Origin of the sequence: Iocasia fonsfrigidae, assembly GCF_017751145.1 — a bacterium.
Taxonomy (GTDB): Bacteria; Bacillota; Halanaerobiia; order Halanaerobiales; family DTU029; genus Iocasia; species Iocasia fonsfrigidae.
In genome coordinates, this window is the sequence record NZ_CP046640.1 from 3,224,717 (window position 1) to 3,242,083 (window position 17,367).

A 17,367-nucleotide genomic window follows, 5' to 3' on the forward strand; every position below is an offset into this window, starting at 1 on the left:
ATTACTCACACTCAGCTAATCTCTCTTCATAAAATTGAAAAGTATTTGCTTCACTCTTTATTCCTTCATCAGCCAGCTCAAGATTAATTTCACTCATTTCCAGGTAACCTGCCCTCATCTGCTCACGGATTTCCTGTCTCCTTTTCTCCTGTAAGTAGAGTTTCATAGCCTCTCTAATAAACTCACTCCTGTTACCACTGCTTTTTTGTACAAAACCATCTACTTCCTGGAGAAGGTTATTAGGTAGACTGATCATAACCCGCTTTAAATTACCCAAGAAAAACACCCCCATAATATACTCTGATATATTCATTATATAGAAATATATTGATTAATGTCAATAATATATTAATATTTTTTGGCAATAATGTATTCTATATTAATATTTTCTAAAAATAGCATAAATATACATCAAACTACGCAAAAAATAATGATGAGACGTAAATCAATCTGTCTCATCATGGGACCTTAACCCTTCTTCAGCTAATTCCCGATTAATATCAGCCATTTTTTTATAGCCTTTAACCATTTCCCGGGCTATTTTCCTCTTCTTTTCTTCTGAGAGCACTTTCTTCTGGCGAGAATCTTTTTTTGCCATATTTTCACCTCGTTAAATATGACTAAAACAACTTATATAATTCAGCTCTATCTAAGTATATAATATGTGATAAATACTGTCAATGCAGGAAGGAAACAATTAAGTAGTAATATTATCCATTCATAAATCAATTGTTTTCCAGGTCTCTAAAAACCCTACTACCTACCGCATTTTTCTGACCAAAATATTTCCCCTTATAGGGGTTAACTGCCTCCTGGTCAAGTTGGGCCAGAACAAGCTGACAGATACGCCTACCTGAGGTCAGTCTAATGGGCAATCTATTGGCATTATATAACTCAAGGGTTATCTGTCCTTTAAAACCAGGATCAACCCAACCAGCATTTTGAATAAACAAGCCCATTCTACCGATAGAACTACGACCCTCAACAAAGGCTGTTATATCAGCTGGTAACTCAATGTTTTCCATAGTTGCAGCTAATAAAAAGGAATTTGGAGGCAGAACTATTTCATCACTCTCTATACTGACATAATTAATCTCCTTATCCAGAGTCATGACCTCCATCATATTTTCATCTATTTTTAAAAAACTTGTTCCCAGACGCAGATCAATTGAAGCAGGTTGAATCTGAAAGTCCAGAAGTGGCTCGATTATTATCCTTTTCTCTACAACTAAATCCTGAATCTTCTTATCAGAGAGTATCATATTCTCCCCCTCCATTTTCACCAAAACTATTTTCTATAATCTCTATCAAATACTCTAACGCCTCTTTTTCATCACTACCTTCAGTAACCAGTGTTATCTGATCACCCTTACCTATCCCTAATGATAATACCCCAATTATACTCTTGGCATTTACAGCTATACCATCAAATATTATCTCTACATCTGATTCAAACCTGTCAGCAGCCTCAACAAAAACAGCAGCTGGCCTGGCGTGTAAGCCAGTTTTATTCTTAATTATCACTTCTTTTTTTAGCATTTTATCACCTACCTATCGATAGATCCTGGGTACCCTATTTGATATATTACAAACAAATTCATAATTAATTGTACCCATAATTTCAGCCATTTCAGTGGCTGTTATCTCTTCTTTACCCTGTTTTCCTACAAGAACTACTTCACTACCAATATTTACATCAGAAATATCTGTTACATCAACCATAAACTGGTCCATACAGACCTTCCCTCTGACAGGGGCCTTCTGTCCATTAATCAAAACATGGGCCTTGTTTGATAACAAGCGGGAATATCCATCTGCATAACCAAGCGGAATTGTTGCAATTTTACTATCCCTGGAGGTAATATATGCAGCCCCATAGCTAATACTACTACCCTGGGGAAGGTTTTTAAGATATACTACCCTTGATTTCCAGCTTAATACTGGTTTAAAGGGAAGTTTTTTATGCATCTCCTGTGAGGGATGTAACCCATAAAGGGCAATTCCCGGTCTTACCATATTTAATTGAAACTCAGGCAAATCAATAAGTGCCGCACTATTAGCAGCATGCCTGAGGGGTATTATAAATCCTGATTCTGCCAAATCATGCAGTAATTGTTGAAATAGCTCCCACTGTTGATGGGTATATTCCTTATCAGCCTCATCTGCTGTAGCAAAGTGGGTCATTATTCCTTCAATAACAAGATTATCCATTTGAGATAGACTCATAATAAAATCATTAGCCATCTCAGCAGAAACACCTATCCTCCCCATACCTGTATCTATTTTTATATGCACCTTTTTTTTAATACCTTTTTTTTCTGCTAAGGTATTAATCCTCAGTGCTGTATCCATTCTCCCTATAGTAGGGATAAGGTCATAGTCAAGTAATAATTCATCCTGTGGTGGTAAAACCTCACCCATTACCTGAATTGGCAACGAAAACCCAGCTTCGCGCAGCTCAAGACCCTCTTCAGGCAGGGCCACCGCCAATCTCTTTACCCCTGATTCAACAAGAGTCTTACTGACAGGTAAAACACCATGACTATAAGCATCTGCCTTAACCACAGCCATAATTATAGTATCAGCAGAGACCTTTTCCTTTAATAACGCCAAATTGTATTTAAGATTAGCCAGATTAATTTCAACCCAAACCGGACGGCTCTTACCCTTCATTTTAATTCCCCTCCTGAACCAGCAATCAGTTTTTTGATTGCCGCTGGAATATAGTCTATTAGATCACCAGCCATTAATGAATAGGAAGTAGTATCCTGTACAGCTAGATCACCTGCCAGTCCATGCAAATATACCCCCAGCACAACAGCTTTTTCAGGGGCCAGTCCCTGGGATAATAACCCGGCTATAATTCCAGCAAGGGTATCACCACTACCTGCAGTAGCCATTCCCTCATTACCTGTAGTATTAATATAAATTTTTCCATCTGGTAGGGCAATTATTGTTGCCGCACCCTTTAATACTAAATAAAGCTGTTTATCTACAGCAAACTGGCGTGCTATTTTGATTCTATCCTGCTGTATTACCTTTATCTCCTCATCAAGTAAACGAGCCATTTCCCCTGGATGGGGTGTTAGAATCAATGTTTCCTTCCTCTGTTTTAAAAGCTTAATATCGTCAATAACATTTAGTCCGTCAGCATCGATCAGCAGTGGTTTATGATAAGTACTTATTAATTTTTTAATAACTTCTGAACTTGTTTTTGAACGGCCAAAACCAGGGCCAGCAACAATCATATCTGAATCAGCCATCACTTTACTAATTATATTCCAATCAGGTTCATTATTATCACTTTTAGTCAATGGTGTAGTTATTAATTCTGGACTATAAGCCGAACTTATTGAAAGGGTATCCCCGGGTATGGCCAGCCTTACCAGCCCGGCACCTGTTTTGAGAGCAGCTAGGCCTGTCAGGACAGGTGCTCCATCCATACCAGGACTTCCACCTATTACCGTTATTTTGCCAAAACTACCTTTATGGCCTGTCTTCTCCCTGGTAGGAAGCCAATCCAGGGCTTCTGAACAGGTCAGAGTATAGTGTGAACACCCTTCATTAAGTACAAATTTTTCTGGAACAGTTAGATCCACAACCCCTATTTGCCCACAATACTTTCTCCCTGGATAAAGTAAAAGACCCGGTTTAGGGTAAGCCATAGTAAGGGTCCAAGTAGCCTTTACTGCTTTTCCTAAAACGCTTCCATTCTCTCCACTTATACCAGAAGGTATATCTACTGCCAGTACCTTCTTATCGACGTTATTTATCAATTCAATTAAATCTGCTGCCCTCCCCCTAATACTACCACTAATACCTGTTCCTAAAATAGCATCTATTACTATGTCACAGGCAGCCAGCAAATTTTTTACCTCTTGATAATCAGTCCCTATCGTATCTATTTTTAAAGTATTAATAGATCTCAATTTACATAAACGGTAATTCATTAGTGAACTATCTGATAAACTGTCTTCTCCCGCTAAAAGAATTAACTGGACATTATATCCCTCAGTATCCAGATAACGGGCAGCTACTAAACCATCACCACCATTATTACCTTTACCAATAAATATTAACACTTTACTTCCCGGCTCTATAAACTTCACTACTTTATCAGCCACAGCCCGACCAGCTATTTCCATCAGCATAACACCAGGAAAACCAGCCTCAATAGCCGCCTTATCAACAGCCCTCATTTCTGCTGGTTTTAATACTATCATTAACTATCACCCTCCCCAATCACCTGTGCTATCGCATAATCATTCTCATGAGCAATACTGACATAAAGATTTTTTATACCATTCTCTAAAGCAATTTCAGCTGTCTCTCCCTTTAAGCTAAGTCCAGGTTTACCAGAATCATCATTACTTACCTCAAAGTCCTGCCAGCTATATACAGTACCACCCAACATTTTTACAGCAGCCTCTTTGACAGCAAAACGGGCAGCATAGTGCTGGGCCGGTCTTGCTTTAGAACTACAATAGCTGATCTCATCCTCAGTAAAGATTCGGGATTTAAATCTATTATTCCACCTATCGAGAATTTTTTCAATACGCTCTATCTTAACTATATCTATACCCAATCCTATAATCATACCTTCAATCCTTTCCTAAATTAAGAAAAACAATTCCCTTTAATTATACTGCAAGAAAGATATAAATGCAAAGGAACCGAACTTTTTAGTTCGGTCCCCATCTAATCATCATCAGATTATAAACTCATCTAAAACCCCATTTAGACTGTCAACTGTTTCTTCCAACTTTATAGCCAGGTCTGCCAGTTTCTCAGCTAAGTTTGATTGTTCCTGACTTATAGCTGAAACCTCTTCAGTAGAAGCAGCTGATTCTTCAGCAATAGCAGCCATTTCATTAATCTGTTTTACAGTTTTTTCTTTATCTTCAGTTACTTCTCCTATGACTTTAGTTATAAAATTAATATTTTCTAAAATCCTTTCCTGAGCAGCAAGAATGTTATTAAAGGCATTTTCTGTATCATGAACAGAGCTCTGCTGTTCCTTAAAGATTTGATCAGCTTTATTAACCTCCTGAACGGTATTTCTGGTTTTAGAGAATATGTTTTTTATAATACCTTCAATATTATTGGTAGCTTCATTAGCTTCTTCGGCCAGTTTCCGTACTTCCTGGGCAACTACAGCAAATCCCCGACCATTCTCTCCGGCCCGGGCGGCTTCAATTGAGGCATTTAAAGATAGGAGATTTATCTGCTCAGCAATTTCATTTATCACACTAATAATACTAACAATTTCCTCAATATTATTATTTAGATTTTCAATATCCTCCTTGATCAAGGTAGAGACCTTAACCGTCTCTTCTGTTTTCTGATTTAGTTCTTTAATAGTTAAACTGGCATTTTCCCCCTCTTCCTTCACCTTATTTGTTGTATTAACTATCACAGCTATCTTCTGGGAAGCAGTATTAATCCTGTCTGCCAGCTGATTCATAGCTGCAATACTATTCTGAGCTTCCTGTGACTGCTCTGCTGCACCATTGGCAATCTCTTCAATAGCTGATGAAACCTGTTGAGTGCTTGAGATTGTTTCCATAGAGACATCTTTAACAACAGCAGTACTTTCCCTGACATCCTTTCCGGTATTACGTGTTTTTTCTATTAAAACCTTGATATTATCAATCATATCATTAAATGCTATTGATAGAATACCAAATTCATTATTTCCTTCTATGGGTGATTTAGCTGTTAAATCCCCCTTTTTTGTTCGCTGCATAACATTGACAATAGTTTTTAGTGGTCGAGAAACACTTAATGAAATTAAAACACTCAATAAAACACAAAGGAGTATACTTATGAGCATAAGTATCATAAAATCAATCTTAAGATCATCGATTTCCTCTGTTAACGAAGACAACGGTATAGCTGTTGTTAATACCCAGCCGTTTCTCAATTTTTCACTTGCAAGTAACTGTCCCTGAAAAGTAAAATACCTTTTATCTTCAGCACTAAATATATTAGCACCCTGCCGTTCCAGTAAAACTTCCCCATTAAGAATACTCTTTTTTGAAAGATCACCTGCTAACTCTTCATTCTCATCTTGCTCAGGGCTAAAGACATTTTGGTATAAAATTTCTTTATCATTATTAAATAAATACATAGATAGTTCCTGATCCATCTTAATATTACTTACTATATTATCAGCATAATTTGTTCTTAAGGCAAAAATTAATACCCCTATTTCTTTAGTCCCGGTTCTTAAACTAAAGTGTTTTATACTCCTTAATAACAAAAAATAATCAATTTTTTGATTATTAGGGTTAGAAATCTTTATCCAGACCGGTGTACCATCTTTCTCCATTACTTCTTTGAATACTTCAGTCTCTTCTAAATTATTACCTAAGACCCCTTTTAGACTACCTGTATTTAAAGTCCCTATACCAGTATCCCTATTATTAAAACGATAAATCAGAATACTGTCTATATCTTCATCAGTAAAAGCAATTGAATTAAAGGTATCTTTAATGACCTGCTGATTTTTAAGCCGTTGAGAAACATCTTCATCTTCATTAGCAATACTTAATACCTCCATTAAATCATTATTGGTAATGATAGAACTAGAAAGTTTTTCAATATGCCCCAGTTTTGTATCAAAATTAATGGCCATTTGATTAATAAGTTCACTGGAAAAATTACCAGCCTTATCTTTAATAGTAGATTTTGAATGATTATATGTATAATAACCTACTATTGACAAAGGAATAATACACAATAATAATAAAGAAATAATTAACTTAGTACTGATTTTTATATCCCTGTTTATCTTTTTTATTAACTTTAGATTTACCCCCTCAAAAATATCTTTTTTTCTCTTCAATAATATCCCCCCCTTTTTTTGAGCAACTGCAACATTAGTTACTGTTATTACTAGTGAAGGTAAATCATATTCATTACTAAAATAATTATTAGTTATTCTTCTGCTGTGTTTTACATATTTAAAACATATATGTAATTATACCTAATACATATAAAAAAGACTTTATATTAATATAATTCACCATATTATGAGATTTTCCTGTTGAATTCTGAATTTTTTTAGTACTTTTGACTTATGTTTCCACTTTCCTTTCCCCTTTAACCATTTTGACAATCATGCCGGTTAGAGCATTTTGTTCTTCTTCACTGGCTAAATCCCACAATTCCTTTAAAACACGCTGTTCACGATTCTCAGGCTCTACAATACTATCCAGAATATCCCCCAGTTTACTGCCTATCTTTACAATAGTCTCATCACCCATACCTATCGAATTTCCTGCCGCAACTGCCTGTCCCAGCGTCTTTTTCCAGTCATCCCAATCTTCATACCTTTCCACCATACTAATACCTCCTCTGATAGATAGCAAACTACTCTTATTATATCCCTTTTCTAAAATAATATTTTTCTATACATCAGATGTGAATAAAAAAAGCCATCTTTAGGCCTGATTCCTAAAGATGGCTTTTATTTAAATAATTTTTATTCAACTGTAACACTTTTAGCCAGGTTACGGGGTTGATCAACATCATATCCCTTTTCTACAGCAGTATAATAGGCCAGCAGTTGTAGTGGTATAATAGCTAAAACACCACTAAACAACTCATTTATCTTAGGAATATATAAAACATGATCAACTGATTTCTCTACTTCTTTTTCTCCCCTAAAAGTAATTGCCGTAACATCTGCACCTCGGGCCTTTACTTCCTTAATATTGCTTAATGTCTTTTCATAGAGAGACATCCTGGTAGCTATTGCAATTACAGGTACACCTTCAATAATTAATGCCAGTGGCCCATGTTTTAATTCCCCGGCAGGATATGCTTCAGCATGAATATAGGATATTTCCTTTAATTTTAACGCCCCTTCTAAAGACAGTGTATAATCAGTATTACGACCAATAAAAAAGGCATCTCTCTGCAGGTGATAATCCCGGGCTCGCCCTTTAATCATTTCTTCACTACTTTCAAGTGTTTCTGCTGCCAGTTTAGGCAGTTTAAGGAGTTCATCTATATAGACCGCCAGTTCTTCTCTGCTTACTGTATCTTTAATTTTCGCGATATATAAAGCAAGCAGATAAAAAGCCGCAACCATATTAGTAAATGCCTTGGTAGAAGCAACAGCAATCTCTGGTCCTGCATGAAGATAAAACACCTCATCTGCCTCACGGGGAATAGTACTACCAACAACATTGGTCAAAGCCAGTACACGGGCCCCTTTTTGCTGGGCTAATCTTAATCCAGCAAGGGTATCAGCAGTCTCTCCTGACTGGCTGACTACAATCACCAGTGTTTTATCATCAACAATAGGGTCTCGATACCTGAACTCTGAAGCTACATCGATCTCTACAGTAGTTCTGGTCAGTTCTTCGATAACATATTTGCCAATCATTCCAGAGTAATAAGCAGTCCCACAGGCCAGAATATAAATCTTATTAAAGTCTTTAATTTCCTCTGTCGATAGGTTTATTTCCTCTAGCTCTATTTTTCCCGGGGAAACCCTATCTGCCATAACACGCCTCAGGGCAGCTGGCTGTTCATAGATCTCTTTAAGCATAAAATGGGGATAACCACCCTTTTCAGCCATCTCTGCATCCCAGTTTACTTCAAATACTTCTTTATCAGCCATTACACCTTTTTGATCATATATTGTAATCTTATCCTTCTTAATTTCAGCCATTTCCCCATCATCAAGAATATAGAATTGATCAGTATACTCCAGAAAAGCAGGTATATCCGAAGCTATATAGTTCTCTCCCTCACCAATACCAATCACAAGAGGGCTATCCTGTCTCACTGCATAAATTTTATCTGTCTCTTTGCTTGATATTATCCCCAGGGCATATGAACCCTCTAAATGTGCTATTACTTGATTAATGGCTTCCCTTAAATCACCCTGATAATATTCTTCCAACAAATGGGCAATCACCTCTGTATCTGTCTCTGAGGTAAATACATGGCCTTTTTCACAGAGTTCTTCCCTCAGCTGCTGAAAATTCTCAATAATACCATTATGGACTACAACAAACTCCCCGGTACAGTCCACATGTGGGTGTGAATTTTCGTCAGATGGAGAACCATGAGTAGCCCATCTAGTATGACCAATACCCATCTTTCCAGATAGAGGGGTTGAGGCAACTATTTCCTGCAGTTCCTTCAGCTTACCCTTTTTCTTAATAAGCTCTAATTCCTTACCATTGTTGATAGCTATACCAGCAGAATCATAACCGCGGTATTCCAGTCTTTTAAGTCCTCCAAGCAAAATATCTACTACATCACTATTCCCAATATAACCAACAATTCCGCACAATAGTATTACCTCCATTATTAAATTTTTGCCTGATTTTCTACCCCCTTTAAGCTGCTGATTACTCAACAGTTTTAAAGAATAGATTTAAGTCTAATCAGTAAGACCTGGAGGCATCCGCCGAAAACTCGATAAACCTCCCCCTCGTCAACTTAGATTTCTTCCCGTTCAATCTAAGTCCTGGCGCTTTTTCTTTTTTTATATGAATCACCTCCTTATAATATATCTTAGATTATTACAATCCACTCTATTATAACATATGATAGATAAATTGTTAATGTTATTCTTTTACTATTTAATTTAACTCACTTTTTATAACTTCAATTAATTTTTCTTCCAGCTCTATCAATAATCCCTCATTTTTACCTTCCAACATTATCCGTACTAATGGTTCTGTTCCAGAAGCCCTGACAAAAACACGCCCATTCTCTGATAGGGCCTGTTCAGCCTTGCTAATTTCACGCCTGATACTGTCATTATTTTCCCACTGCTCTTTGTATTTTACTTCTACATTTGCTAATCTCTGTGGCCAGGGATCCATCAAATTGCTTAATTCATTAAGTGTTCTACTCCTTCTTTTAACTATTTCAACTATCTGTACAGCAGTTAAAACCCCATCACCTGTACGATTATAGTCTAGATAAATAATATGACCCGATTTCTCGCCACCAAGATTATAATTATTTTCTAACATCTCTTTAAGAACATACCTATCGCCATTATCAGTAATTACCACTTTACCACCGGCACCCTCAACAGCCTCCTTTAATCCCAGATTACTGTAGGCTGTAGTGACCAGGGTTTGCTTTTTTAATTCCCCCCTCTGCAGTAAATCTGCTGCCCAAACAGCCATAATCTTATCCCCATCTACTACTTCACCTTTATTATCTATCATTACTATCCGGTCAGCATCCCCATCATGAGCTATTCCCAAATCTGCGTTTTCTCTCACAACCAGCTCTTTTATAAGTTCTGGATGGGTTGAGCCACAGTCTAAATTTATTTTATCACCTGCTGGATGGTTGTTTGAGACTACTATTTCTGCCCCCAACCTTTGTAATACCTCAGGAGCTACTCTATAAGCTGCCCCATTCGCACAATCAAGGGCAATCTTTAAACCCGTAAAATCAACATCAACTGTGGAAATAAGATAGTCAATATACTTATCTGTTAGCTCATAATTATCATTACTATTACCAATTTCTAATGAAGTTGGTGATGGTATAGTATCATAATGGTATTTTATAAGGGCCTCAATCTCCTCTTCCATCTGATCACTAAGTTTATAGCCATTCTTATCAAAAAACTTAATACCATTATCAGCAATAGGATTATGTGAAGCAGATATCATAACTGCCCCTTCTACAGCCAATTCAGCTGTTAAATAGGCTACACCAGGGGTAGGTATAATACCAAGTCTAAGCACATCAATTCCTGCTGATGCCATTCCTGCTGTAAGAGCAGACTCTAACATATCTCCGGAGACCCTTGTATCCTTGCCTATCAACATGGTTGCTTTATCATTTCCTTTATAGTGACGGGTAAGATAATAACCAGCAGCCCTACCCAGTTTATAGGCTAATTCACCGGTAAGTTCCCGATTAGCTACTCCCCTCACACCATCAGTACCAAATAATTTTGCCATTCCAAGTTCCTTCCCTTCTTTATTATTTATTAATGTATTATTACTATTTTAATATATTCTTCAATATCTGCACAATACCTGCTTATAGACAATAAAGACTTTCTGTGTATACTCGAAAAGGTATAAATAGGGGATTATATATCCCTGAACGAAGTTAAGGTATTACCGTTGAGTGAAGGGATATATAATCCCCGGCGTATATACTGATACTTTTCGAACAGACTCTTTCTATAATGTTTTTAGAGGAATTAATAATTATTTAGCGAATTAGTGTAAAGGGGTTGATCTTATGAATGATAAAAAAGGACTTATCAGCTATATAAGTTATAAAGATGTCTTAATAATACTGGGTATCTGGTATTTAATGCTCTCTTTAAATATGATCTCTAAAGGAGTTAACCTGGATTATACTGTCCTTAATAATTTTTTTCACTTTTTATTTATCATAAGTGGTAGATTCTTATCTTTTAGCTTTATTGTATTCTACATTACTTCACTATACCCAATTTCTTTTGCTGATTTAGGAATTCACTTAAAAAATCCTCTGAGACAACTAAGGATCTCGTCCTCTACTTCAATAGCACTAATAATACTGGTTATTATATTCATCAACATTCCCCTTACCCTTACAATGGAAAAGGCTTTTTCCCCACTGATAAAAGTTAATAGTCCTGAAGTATTTGTCACCAGTATCTTACCATTACTACTACTTATTATTGCAAATTTAGTAATAGCCCTCAGCGAACAACTTATACTGGTCAATATCTTCTACAAATTATTTTCTAAAACACTATTTAATAAATTTATATCTATTATCATGTCAAGCCTTTTATATTCTTTTTTATTACTTAATTTTGACCCCGGCAGAATACTAATCAATTTTTTGGCTGCTGCTATTAGTCTATTTATTTATAGTAAAACTGAATCAATACTAACTTCGTCCTTTTTTATTGCTAGTTATTATTCCATCTATATCATTTACATATTTGGATGGAATTATATAGGATTTTGATTTCATTATTCCGACTAAATTATAGCAATAAAAAAGACCAGGTATACAACCTGGCCTTCGAACATTACAATGTTTTTTACTTCATCTACTTATACTCTTTTTAGCTTATATTATTAAATATACTTAGTGTTGGATAGAGTGTGCTGGTTGTTTCCTTTTCTTCATAAATTGCACCACTACACTTCTTGCAGTACTCAACACCAGACCAATTGTGTGTTCCACATACAGGACACTGTACTTTTTTAGTTTTCATTTAAACCACCCTTTCTTATTTTCTTATTGTCTTATAGGTTCTGTCTATAGTATAACAGCCGACTGCTTTTTTGTCAATTATTAACAAATAAAAGTAATATTGAAAATTATCATACTATTTAAACTCACCATATATTTCCTTACCACATTGTGGGCATTTATTACCTTTCATTAATTTTCTGCTAGTATAATAATCCCTGACAAGCAATTCCCGACCACAGACCGGGCATCTTGTTATTTTTCCGAAATCACCCTGAATATTACCAAGGTAAACATAATCCATATATTTCCTGGCAATTTGATATACCTCCTCCATTTTGCCCAACGATGTAGGTGCTTTTTTGAATTTATATGCTGGAAAATATCTGGTCAGGTGAACTGGTATATCAGAATCAATAGTACTAAGCCAGGAAAACATCTTTTCTACCTCTTTTTGTGAGTCATTTTCTCCGGAAATAACTAAAGTAGTAATTTCTAGATGAACCCTGGCAGCCATTAATGTAATATTTTCTAGAACAGGGTTTAATGTACCTTCACAAATGTCCTTATAGAAATTAGTCCTAAATGATTTTAAATCAACATTTATTCCATCGAGAACTGGTAATAAAGTGTGTAATGGTTTTTCATTGATATAACCATTAGTAACCAGTACAACCCGCAGATCACGCTCCTGGGCCAGGCTAGCTGTTTCCAAAATATATTCATACCATATTGAAGGCTCTGAATATGTAAAAGCAATACCAATAGTATTTTTTTGACACGCTAATTCTACTAATTCCTCAGGTGAAACTGTTGTTAAAGCCGGTTTCTGCTGACTTATCTCCCAATTTTGGCAATATTGACAACGAAAATTACAGCCATATGTCCCAACTGATAAAACCTTTTCCCCTGGATAGAAATGATAGAGTGGTTTTTTCTCAACTGGGTCTACTGCCAGGGAACTAATCTTCGCATAGGTATCACTATATAAACTACCGTCAATGTTAATTCTCCCCTGACAAATACCATTCTTCCCAGGTGAAATAACACAATAATGTGGACACAATAAGCATTGAACAGTATTATTTTTCCTTGGCTGATAAAAAGCAGCTTCCTTCATTTGATTCTCCTTTACTTATGTCTATTAACTTTAAAACGGTATATTTCCATTTCTTCATCTGGTAAAATTCCTGCTTTCTTCCTGGCTATCTCTAGTTGTTGTGAAAAATCACTAATTCCCGGCAGAGCAGGAAGCAATACACCCTTCCTAATCCCGTTTTCTACTATTACACCATATTTATCAGGATCCAGCTCTGAAGACTTATTTACTTTTTCAGGTTTACTTAATACATCAACAGTTATATCTAAATAAGGTAATTCTCCTTCTACTACAGGATTAAACCTGGGGTCCTGACTACAGGCACTAATAGCATTATTAATAATTTCCTGGGCAATATTCTCACAACACGGTTCAATTGTACCAATACAACCGCGTAATTGCCCATCCTTTTTTAAAGAAACAAAAACAGCTGCCTGCCTTACAAACCCCTTATCTAATGGATAGTCAGGGGTTCTTTTCCTCCCATCAATAACAAAATCATTGATGGTCTGCCTGGCCAACTCTACATATTTATCCCTTTTTTCCTTCATTAAATATCACTCCCTGGATAAAAGCCAACAACAGCATATCCTACACCAAAGGTGCCTTCATATGACTTAACTTCAGTTTTAAAAGAAAGGCCATCAAGAGCCCCTAACATAATAATTAAAGGACGCAGACCACATTCTCCAGCTTTATCTATTAAACCTTTCTCTATTTTAAGGGCTTTTGAAAAGTTCTCATTATCTAATATTTCTACAATTTTTCTGTCAAACTCTTCTCCTCGCGGATTAAATCCAGCGGGTGCACCGGGTTTTAAGCGGTGTGAGAGATCACCACTGGCAATAATAACCGCCTTCAGGCCCAGTTTATCGACTACTTGCTGAATAATCCTGCCAAAACTGTAAAGAGTATCATATTCCATTAAACCCATAGTAATAGGTACTAAAGGAACATCCAGACCAGCCTGCTGGATAAAATAAAGGGGGATAAGAACCCCATGATCAAGTAAACCTTGATAATTATAAATTTCTAACTCAGCAGAACTTAGCGTTAAAACCTCAATATTATTAATCTCTGAAGATTCTCTAATCTCCTGAATTAAATCCCGATCTGTAGACGTTTCTAATTTCACTTCTGAACAGCCAAACTCAGAAAAATCACCAGCAAGATACTCCTGATCCAGAATACTTATAGCATCTGTAAAAACTGGACCATGTGGACTAATTGTTATCAAGACATCTGGCTGACAATCCTTAACCTCTTCAGCCAGTTCTTTAAGGCTATTAATTGTCTTACTAATTCCTTCCCGTCTCTCTCCTCCGATTTCAGGTATGATCAACGGAGGGTGTGGAGATAAACCTGCCATTAGAATACCCATAATGTCTTACCCCCTTGTACTATTATCTATTTATTTTATCTTATGGTTATAATTCTCTAATTATTATATTTATCCTTTAAGTGGGAATTATCTGAACAAAGTAGCTACGTCATCTTAAATTGATCGAGAATAATTTTAATTCTTCCGCTTGTCGTTCACTCCGGCATCCGTGCCTCCGTTCTCTGTCACAACTTTTTGTTCCAGCGTCCTGCCTCCACAAAAAGTTAGAGTCGCTACAGAATTAAAATTATTACTAGGCTAGCTTAATCCAGACAGATATATTTGTTGGACGCTCTAGAAATTATCCGTAGGCACGACGCCGAAGGAGAATTTCTCGACAGTAAGCGTAAGCAGGACGCTGTAGCGCAACCTCAAACTGTTCTTGTACAGTCTAGTTAAATACGGAGTACCTGTGGTGCACGACAAGGGAAACAAATATATTTGTCGGTCTTTAAAGTTATCCACAATTTCAAAATTGCATAGTTTTCCTATACCTGAACAAAATGACTACATCATTCTAAATTGATCGAGAATAATTAAAATAAAAATACCAGGCAGAGGAATAGAATCTTACCTGGTATTTTATCTACTATTTATATTGACTTGGGTGTTTTTCAAAGAAATCTACTCTTCGTTCCAGAAATTTAAATTCATGTTCTTCTGGCCTATCCATAAAGGCATATACAGGTTCAAAAATCCGCTCCCAGTTCCAGAAGTCGTCTGCTTCATCAAGATTTAAGTATTCAAGTATCATCTCTGTCCCTTTTGGAGCAACAGGATGCATTAAAACAGTAGCTGTTCGCAGCATATGAAAACCATCAATAAAAAGCTGTAATAGGATACCCTTATCATCTTGATCTTTATATTCTTTATATTTCTTTGACCAGTATTTATTGATACCGCGAATATAGTTATCCATGAGACTCATAACTTGATGGAACTCATAACTGTAGACTGCTTTTTCATATTCAAAGATAATTTCTTTTGCTTCATTCAGTACCTCCTGGCTGACCTCACCTATAGGTAGTTTGCCATCATTAAATTTCTGCATAGTATAGAAACAGGAGCGAACGATATGGTTAAAGACATTTGACAACAGATTGCCCTCTTTAAGAACAGGATCACCATGGCTTCCACCCTTGGGGTTTAATGGTTTAGGTTTAAATCCTACACTCTTAATACCGAGTCCAAAGCTTAAGAAATGAGCCCTTAACTGCTCTGCTGTGTAGTAATCAAGTAACTCTTTGGCCATAGGTGGTTTAACCTTCCCACTGCTACTGGCTTTTTTATCCAGGAAAAGAAGATGGTTGTTAGCTATTAAGTCCGGTAATTGCAGCTCACCTTCTGGCGGTTCTACAGAAGGATTATCACCCTGCCCCATAAACATGGCCATTTCCGCAGGACCATAGAAATATACATTATCTTCTCCAATAAACTGATAAACCTTTGCCCCTTTAGAACACCACCATTCCTTCCATTTGCTTTTATCCTTATTCTCCTTTTCTAGATAGGTCTGTGTAAAGGAAATCGGAGCCCATAATGATTCCGGCCAGACCCAGACAGTCAAATCATCCAGTCCTTCCAGGGTAGGGGCATCTACTCCCCACTCAATATTACCTGTTAATCTGAAAGGCACCAGGGTTTTCCCATTACGAAATTGCACAGCATTTTCAGCCAGGATAGAACAGGCTTTTTCCCGGTCTTCAAGTTTGTCAAAAACAAGCTCAAAAGATGACTTGTTTTCATCATCTTCTAAAGTGAAATCTGGTAACTTATCTTCTATTTTATTGAGCAGTTCAAGATATTCATTCTTCACATAAATAACTGGTGGTTCCAGAAATTCTTCAATACTTTTGATCATAAAGTGCCTGGCACCAGGGTTTTCTTCTAGCCCTTCAACCCACTCTCGAAGGAGTTCCTGAAATTCGTCAAGTTTAAAATACCAGTTAGTTACAGCCCTCATTTCCGGTTTCTTTCCTGACAGAGTGCTCTTAGGGTTAATCAAATCCTTCTCCATATACTGATGGCCTAATGAACATTCATCTGCATAAGCCTTTTCAGATTGACAACCATCAATCGGGCATTGTCCAACAACCTGACGTCCATTAAGAAACACCTCATGTTCAGGGTCATAAAATTGAGATGTTGTTATTTTTTTAAGATGTCCATTCTCATACAGTGTTTTAATGAAATTATAGGAATACTGCTGGTGAATCTCTCCAGCACGTCCTATACTGGAAGCTGCAAAAAGATTGGTAGCAATGTAATATGATTCCAAAGCCTCTTTTTGAGACTGATGATTAGAACGTACATAATCTTCAATGCTACCCTCAAAAGATCCGTCACTGACTGATTGACGATAATCTTCCACTATTGGTGAACCATAACAATCAGTTCCAGAAACAAAGATTACATTTTCTTTACCGATACGATCTCGCAAAAAACGTGCTAAAAAATCAGCATGTATAAAGACTCCTCCTATATGTCCAAAATGAAGCTCTTTATTCCCATAAGGCATTCCTGCTGTTATAACTGCACGCTTCGGAAATTCAGGTCTATCTTTACTTAAATCATACTTTAATTCCAAACATATCACCCTTCCTTTAGTGTTTTCACCTATGTTCTATGTAAATACACAAACTTTGATTAATTATAACTATTATATATTATTATACATACTTAGCCAAAA

At 36.4% G+C, this 17,367-nt stretch carries 17 protein-coding genes; 1 reads left to right on the top strand and 16 read right to left on the bottom strand.

Features of this window, described 5'->3' with window-relative positions; translation table 11 throughout:
* Position 1 precedes the first annotated feature (1 nt).
* The 11 genes from GM661_RS15395 to glmM form a co-directional block, all read right to left on the bottom strand.
* Positions 2 to 277 (bottom strand): CopG family ribbon-helix-helix protein, encoded by a 276-nt coding sequence (locus GM661_RS15395; protein WP_125991630.1) that lies wholly within the window; start codon positions 275 to 277, stop codon positions 2 to 4.
* Between the two features lie 168 nt (positions 278 to 445).
* The gene (locus GM661_RS15400) at positions 446 to 598 is read right to left on the bottom strand and encodes a hypothetical protein (RefSeq protein WP_164522354.1); all 153 of its coding nucleotides are present in this window, start codon (positions 596 to 598) and stop codon (positions 446 to 448) included.
* Between the two features lie 127 nt (positions 599 to 725).
* Positions 726 to 1,262: a dCTP deaminase gene (dcd, locus tag GM661_RS15405; RefSeq protein WP_230867637.1), complete on the bottom strand. Its 537-nt coding sequence runs from the start codon at positions 1,260 to 1,262 to the stop codon at positions 726 to 728.
* Complete coding sequence (locus tag GM661_RS15410) at positions 1,249 to 1,539, bottom strand: HPr family phosphocarrier protein (RefSeq protein ID WP_230867638.1); 291 nt, start codon at positions 1,537 to 1,539, stop codon at positions 1,249 to 1,251. Before GM661_RS15410 ends, dcd begins: the two co-directional genes overlap by 14 nt.
* A gap of 12 nt (positions 1,540 to 1,551) precedes the next feature.
* Positions 1,552 to 2,673: an alanine racemase gene (gene alr / locus GM661_RS15415; RefSeq protein WP_230867639.1), complete on the bottom strand. Its 1,122-nt coding sequence runs from the start codon at positions 2,671 to 2,673 to the stop codon at positions 1,552 to 1,554.
* Positions 2,670 to 4,223 (bottom strand): NAD(P)H-hydrate dehydratase, encoded by a 1,554-nt coding sequence (locus GM661_RS15420; RefSeq protein ID WP_230867640.1) that lies wholly within the window; start codon positions 4,221 to 4,223, stop codon positions 2,670 to 2,672. The genes alr and GM661_RS15420 overlap by 4 nt, the downstream gene beginning before the upstream one ends.
* On the bottom strand, positions 4,223 to 4,597 hold the full coding sequence (acpS, locus tag GM661_RS15425; RefSeq protein ID WP_230867641.1) for a holo-ACP synthase: 375 nt from the start codon (positions 4,595 to 4,597) through the stop codon (positions 4,223 to 4,225). Before acpS ends, GM661_RS15420 begins: the two co-directional genes overlap by 1 nt.
* Positions 4,598 to 4,708: 111 nt before the next feature.
* Positions 4,709 to 6,847: a methyl-accepting chemotaxis protein gene (locus tag GM661_RS15430; protein ID WP_230867642.1), complete on the bottom strand. Its 2,139-nt coding sequence runs from the start codon at positions 6,845 to 6,847 to the stop codon at positions 4,709 to 4,711.
* Positions 6,848 to 7,079: 232 nt separating this feature from the next.
* Positions 7,080 to 7,346 (bottom strand): DUF3243 domain-containing protein, encoded by a 267-nt coding sequence (locus GM661_RS15435; protein ID WP_230867643.1) that lies wholly within the window; start codon positions 7,344 to 7,346, stop codon positions 7,080 to 7,082.
* 140 nt (positions 7,347 to 7,486) lie between these two features.
* Positions 7,487 to 9,313 carry a glutamine--fructose-6-phosphate transaminase (isomerizing) gene (glmS, locus tag GM661_RS15440; RefSeq protein ID WP_230867644.1) on the bottom strand — a complete coding sequence of 609 codons (1,827 nt, stop codon included), beginning with the start codon at positions 9,311 to 9,313 and terminating at the stop codon, positions 7,487 to 7,489.
* 292 nt (positions 9,314 to 9,605) lie between these two features.
* Positions 9,606 to 10,955: a phosphoglucosamine mutase gene (gene glmM / locus GM661_RS15445; protein WP_230867645.1), complete on the bottom strand. Its 1,350-nt coding sequence runs from the start codon at positions 10,953 to 10,955 to the stop codon at positions 9,606 to 9,608.
* Positions 10,956 to 11,244: 289 nt separating this feature from the next.
* On the opposite strand from glmM, the gene GM661_RS15450 reads away from it, so the two are divergent.
* Positions 11,245 to 11,967 (top strand): CPBP family glutamic-type intramembrane protease, encoded by a 723-nt coding sequence (locus GM661_RS15450; protein WP_230867646.1) that lies wholly within the window; start codon positions 11,245 to 11,247, stop codon positions 11,965 to 11,967.
* A gap of 100 nt (positions 11,968 to 12,067) precedes the next feature.
* On the opposite strand, the gene GM661_RS15455 is transcribed toward GM661_RS15450, so the two are convergent.
* From GM661_RS15455 to GM661_RS15475, 5 genes are all read right to left on the bottom strand, one after another.
* Positions 12,068 to 12,220 (bottom strand): DUF7577 domain-containing protein, encoded by a 153-nt coding sequence (locus tag GM661_RS15455; protein ID WP_164522355.1) that lies wholly within the window; start codon positions 12,218 to 12,220, stop codon positions 12,068 to 12,070.
* A gap of 114 nt (positions 12,221 to 12,334) precedes the next feature.
* A complete protein-coding gene (gene amrS / locus GM661_RS15460) occupies positions 12,335 to 13,318 on the bottom strand; it encodes an AmmeMemoRadiSam system radical SAM enzyme (protein WP_230867647.1) in 984 nt (327 codons plus the stop codon).
* Between the two features lie 11 nt (positions 13,319 to 13,329).
* Entirely contained in the window at positions 13,330 to 13,848 is a 519-nt protein-coding gene (amrA, locus tag GM661_RS15465) for an AmmeMemoRadiSam system protein A (protein WP_230867648.1), read from the bottom strand.
* Positions 13,848 to 14,678, bottom strand: a complete 831-nt coding sequence (gene amrB / locus GM661_RS15470; RefSeq protein WP_230867649.1) for an AmmeMemoRadiSam system protein B — start codon at positions 14,676 to 14,678, stop codon at positions 13,848 to 13,850. Before amrB ends, amrA begins: the two co-directional genes overlap by 1 nt.
* Before the next feature lie 589 nt (positions 14,679 to 15,267).
* Positions 15,268 to 17,274 (bottom strand): class I tRNA ligase family protein, encoded by a 2,007-nt coding sequence (locus tag GM661_RS15475; RefSeq protein WP_407929604.1) that lies wholly within the window; start codon positions 17,272 to 17,274, stop codon positions 15,268 to 15,270.
* Between the last annotated feature and the right edge of the window lie 93 nt (positions 17,275 to 17,367).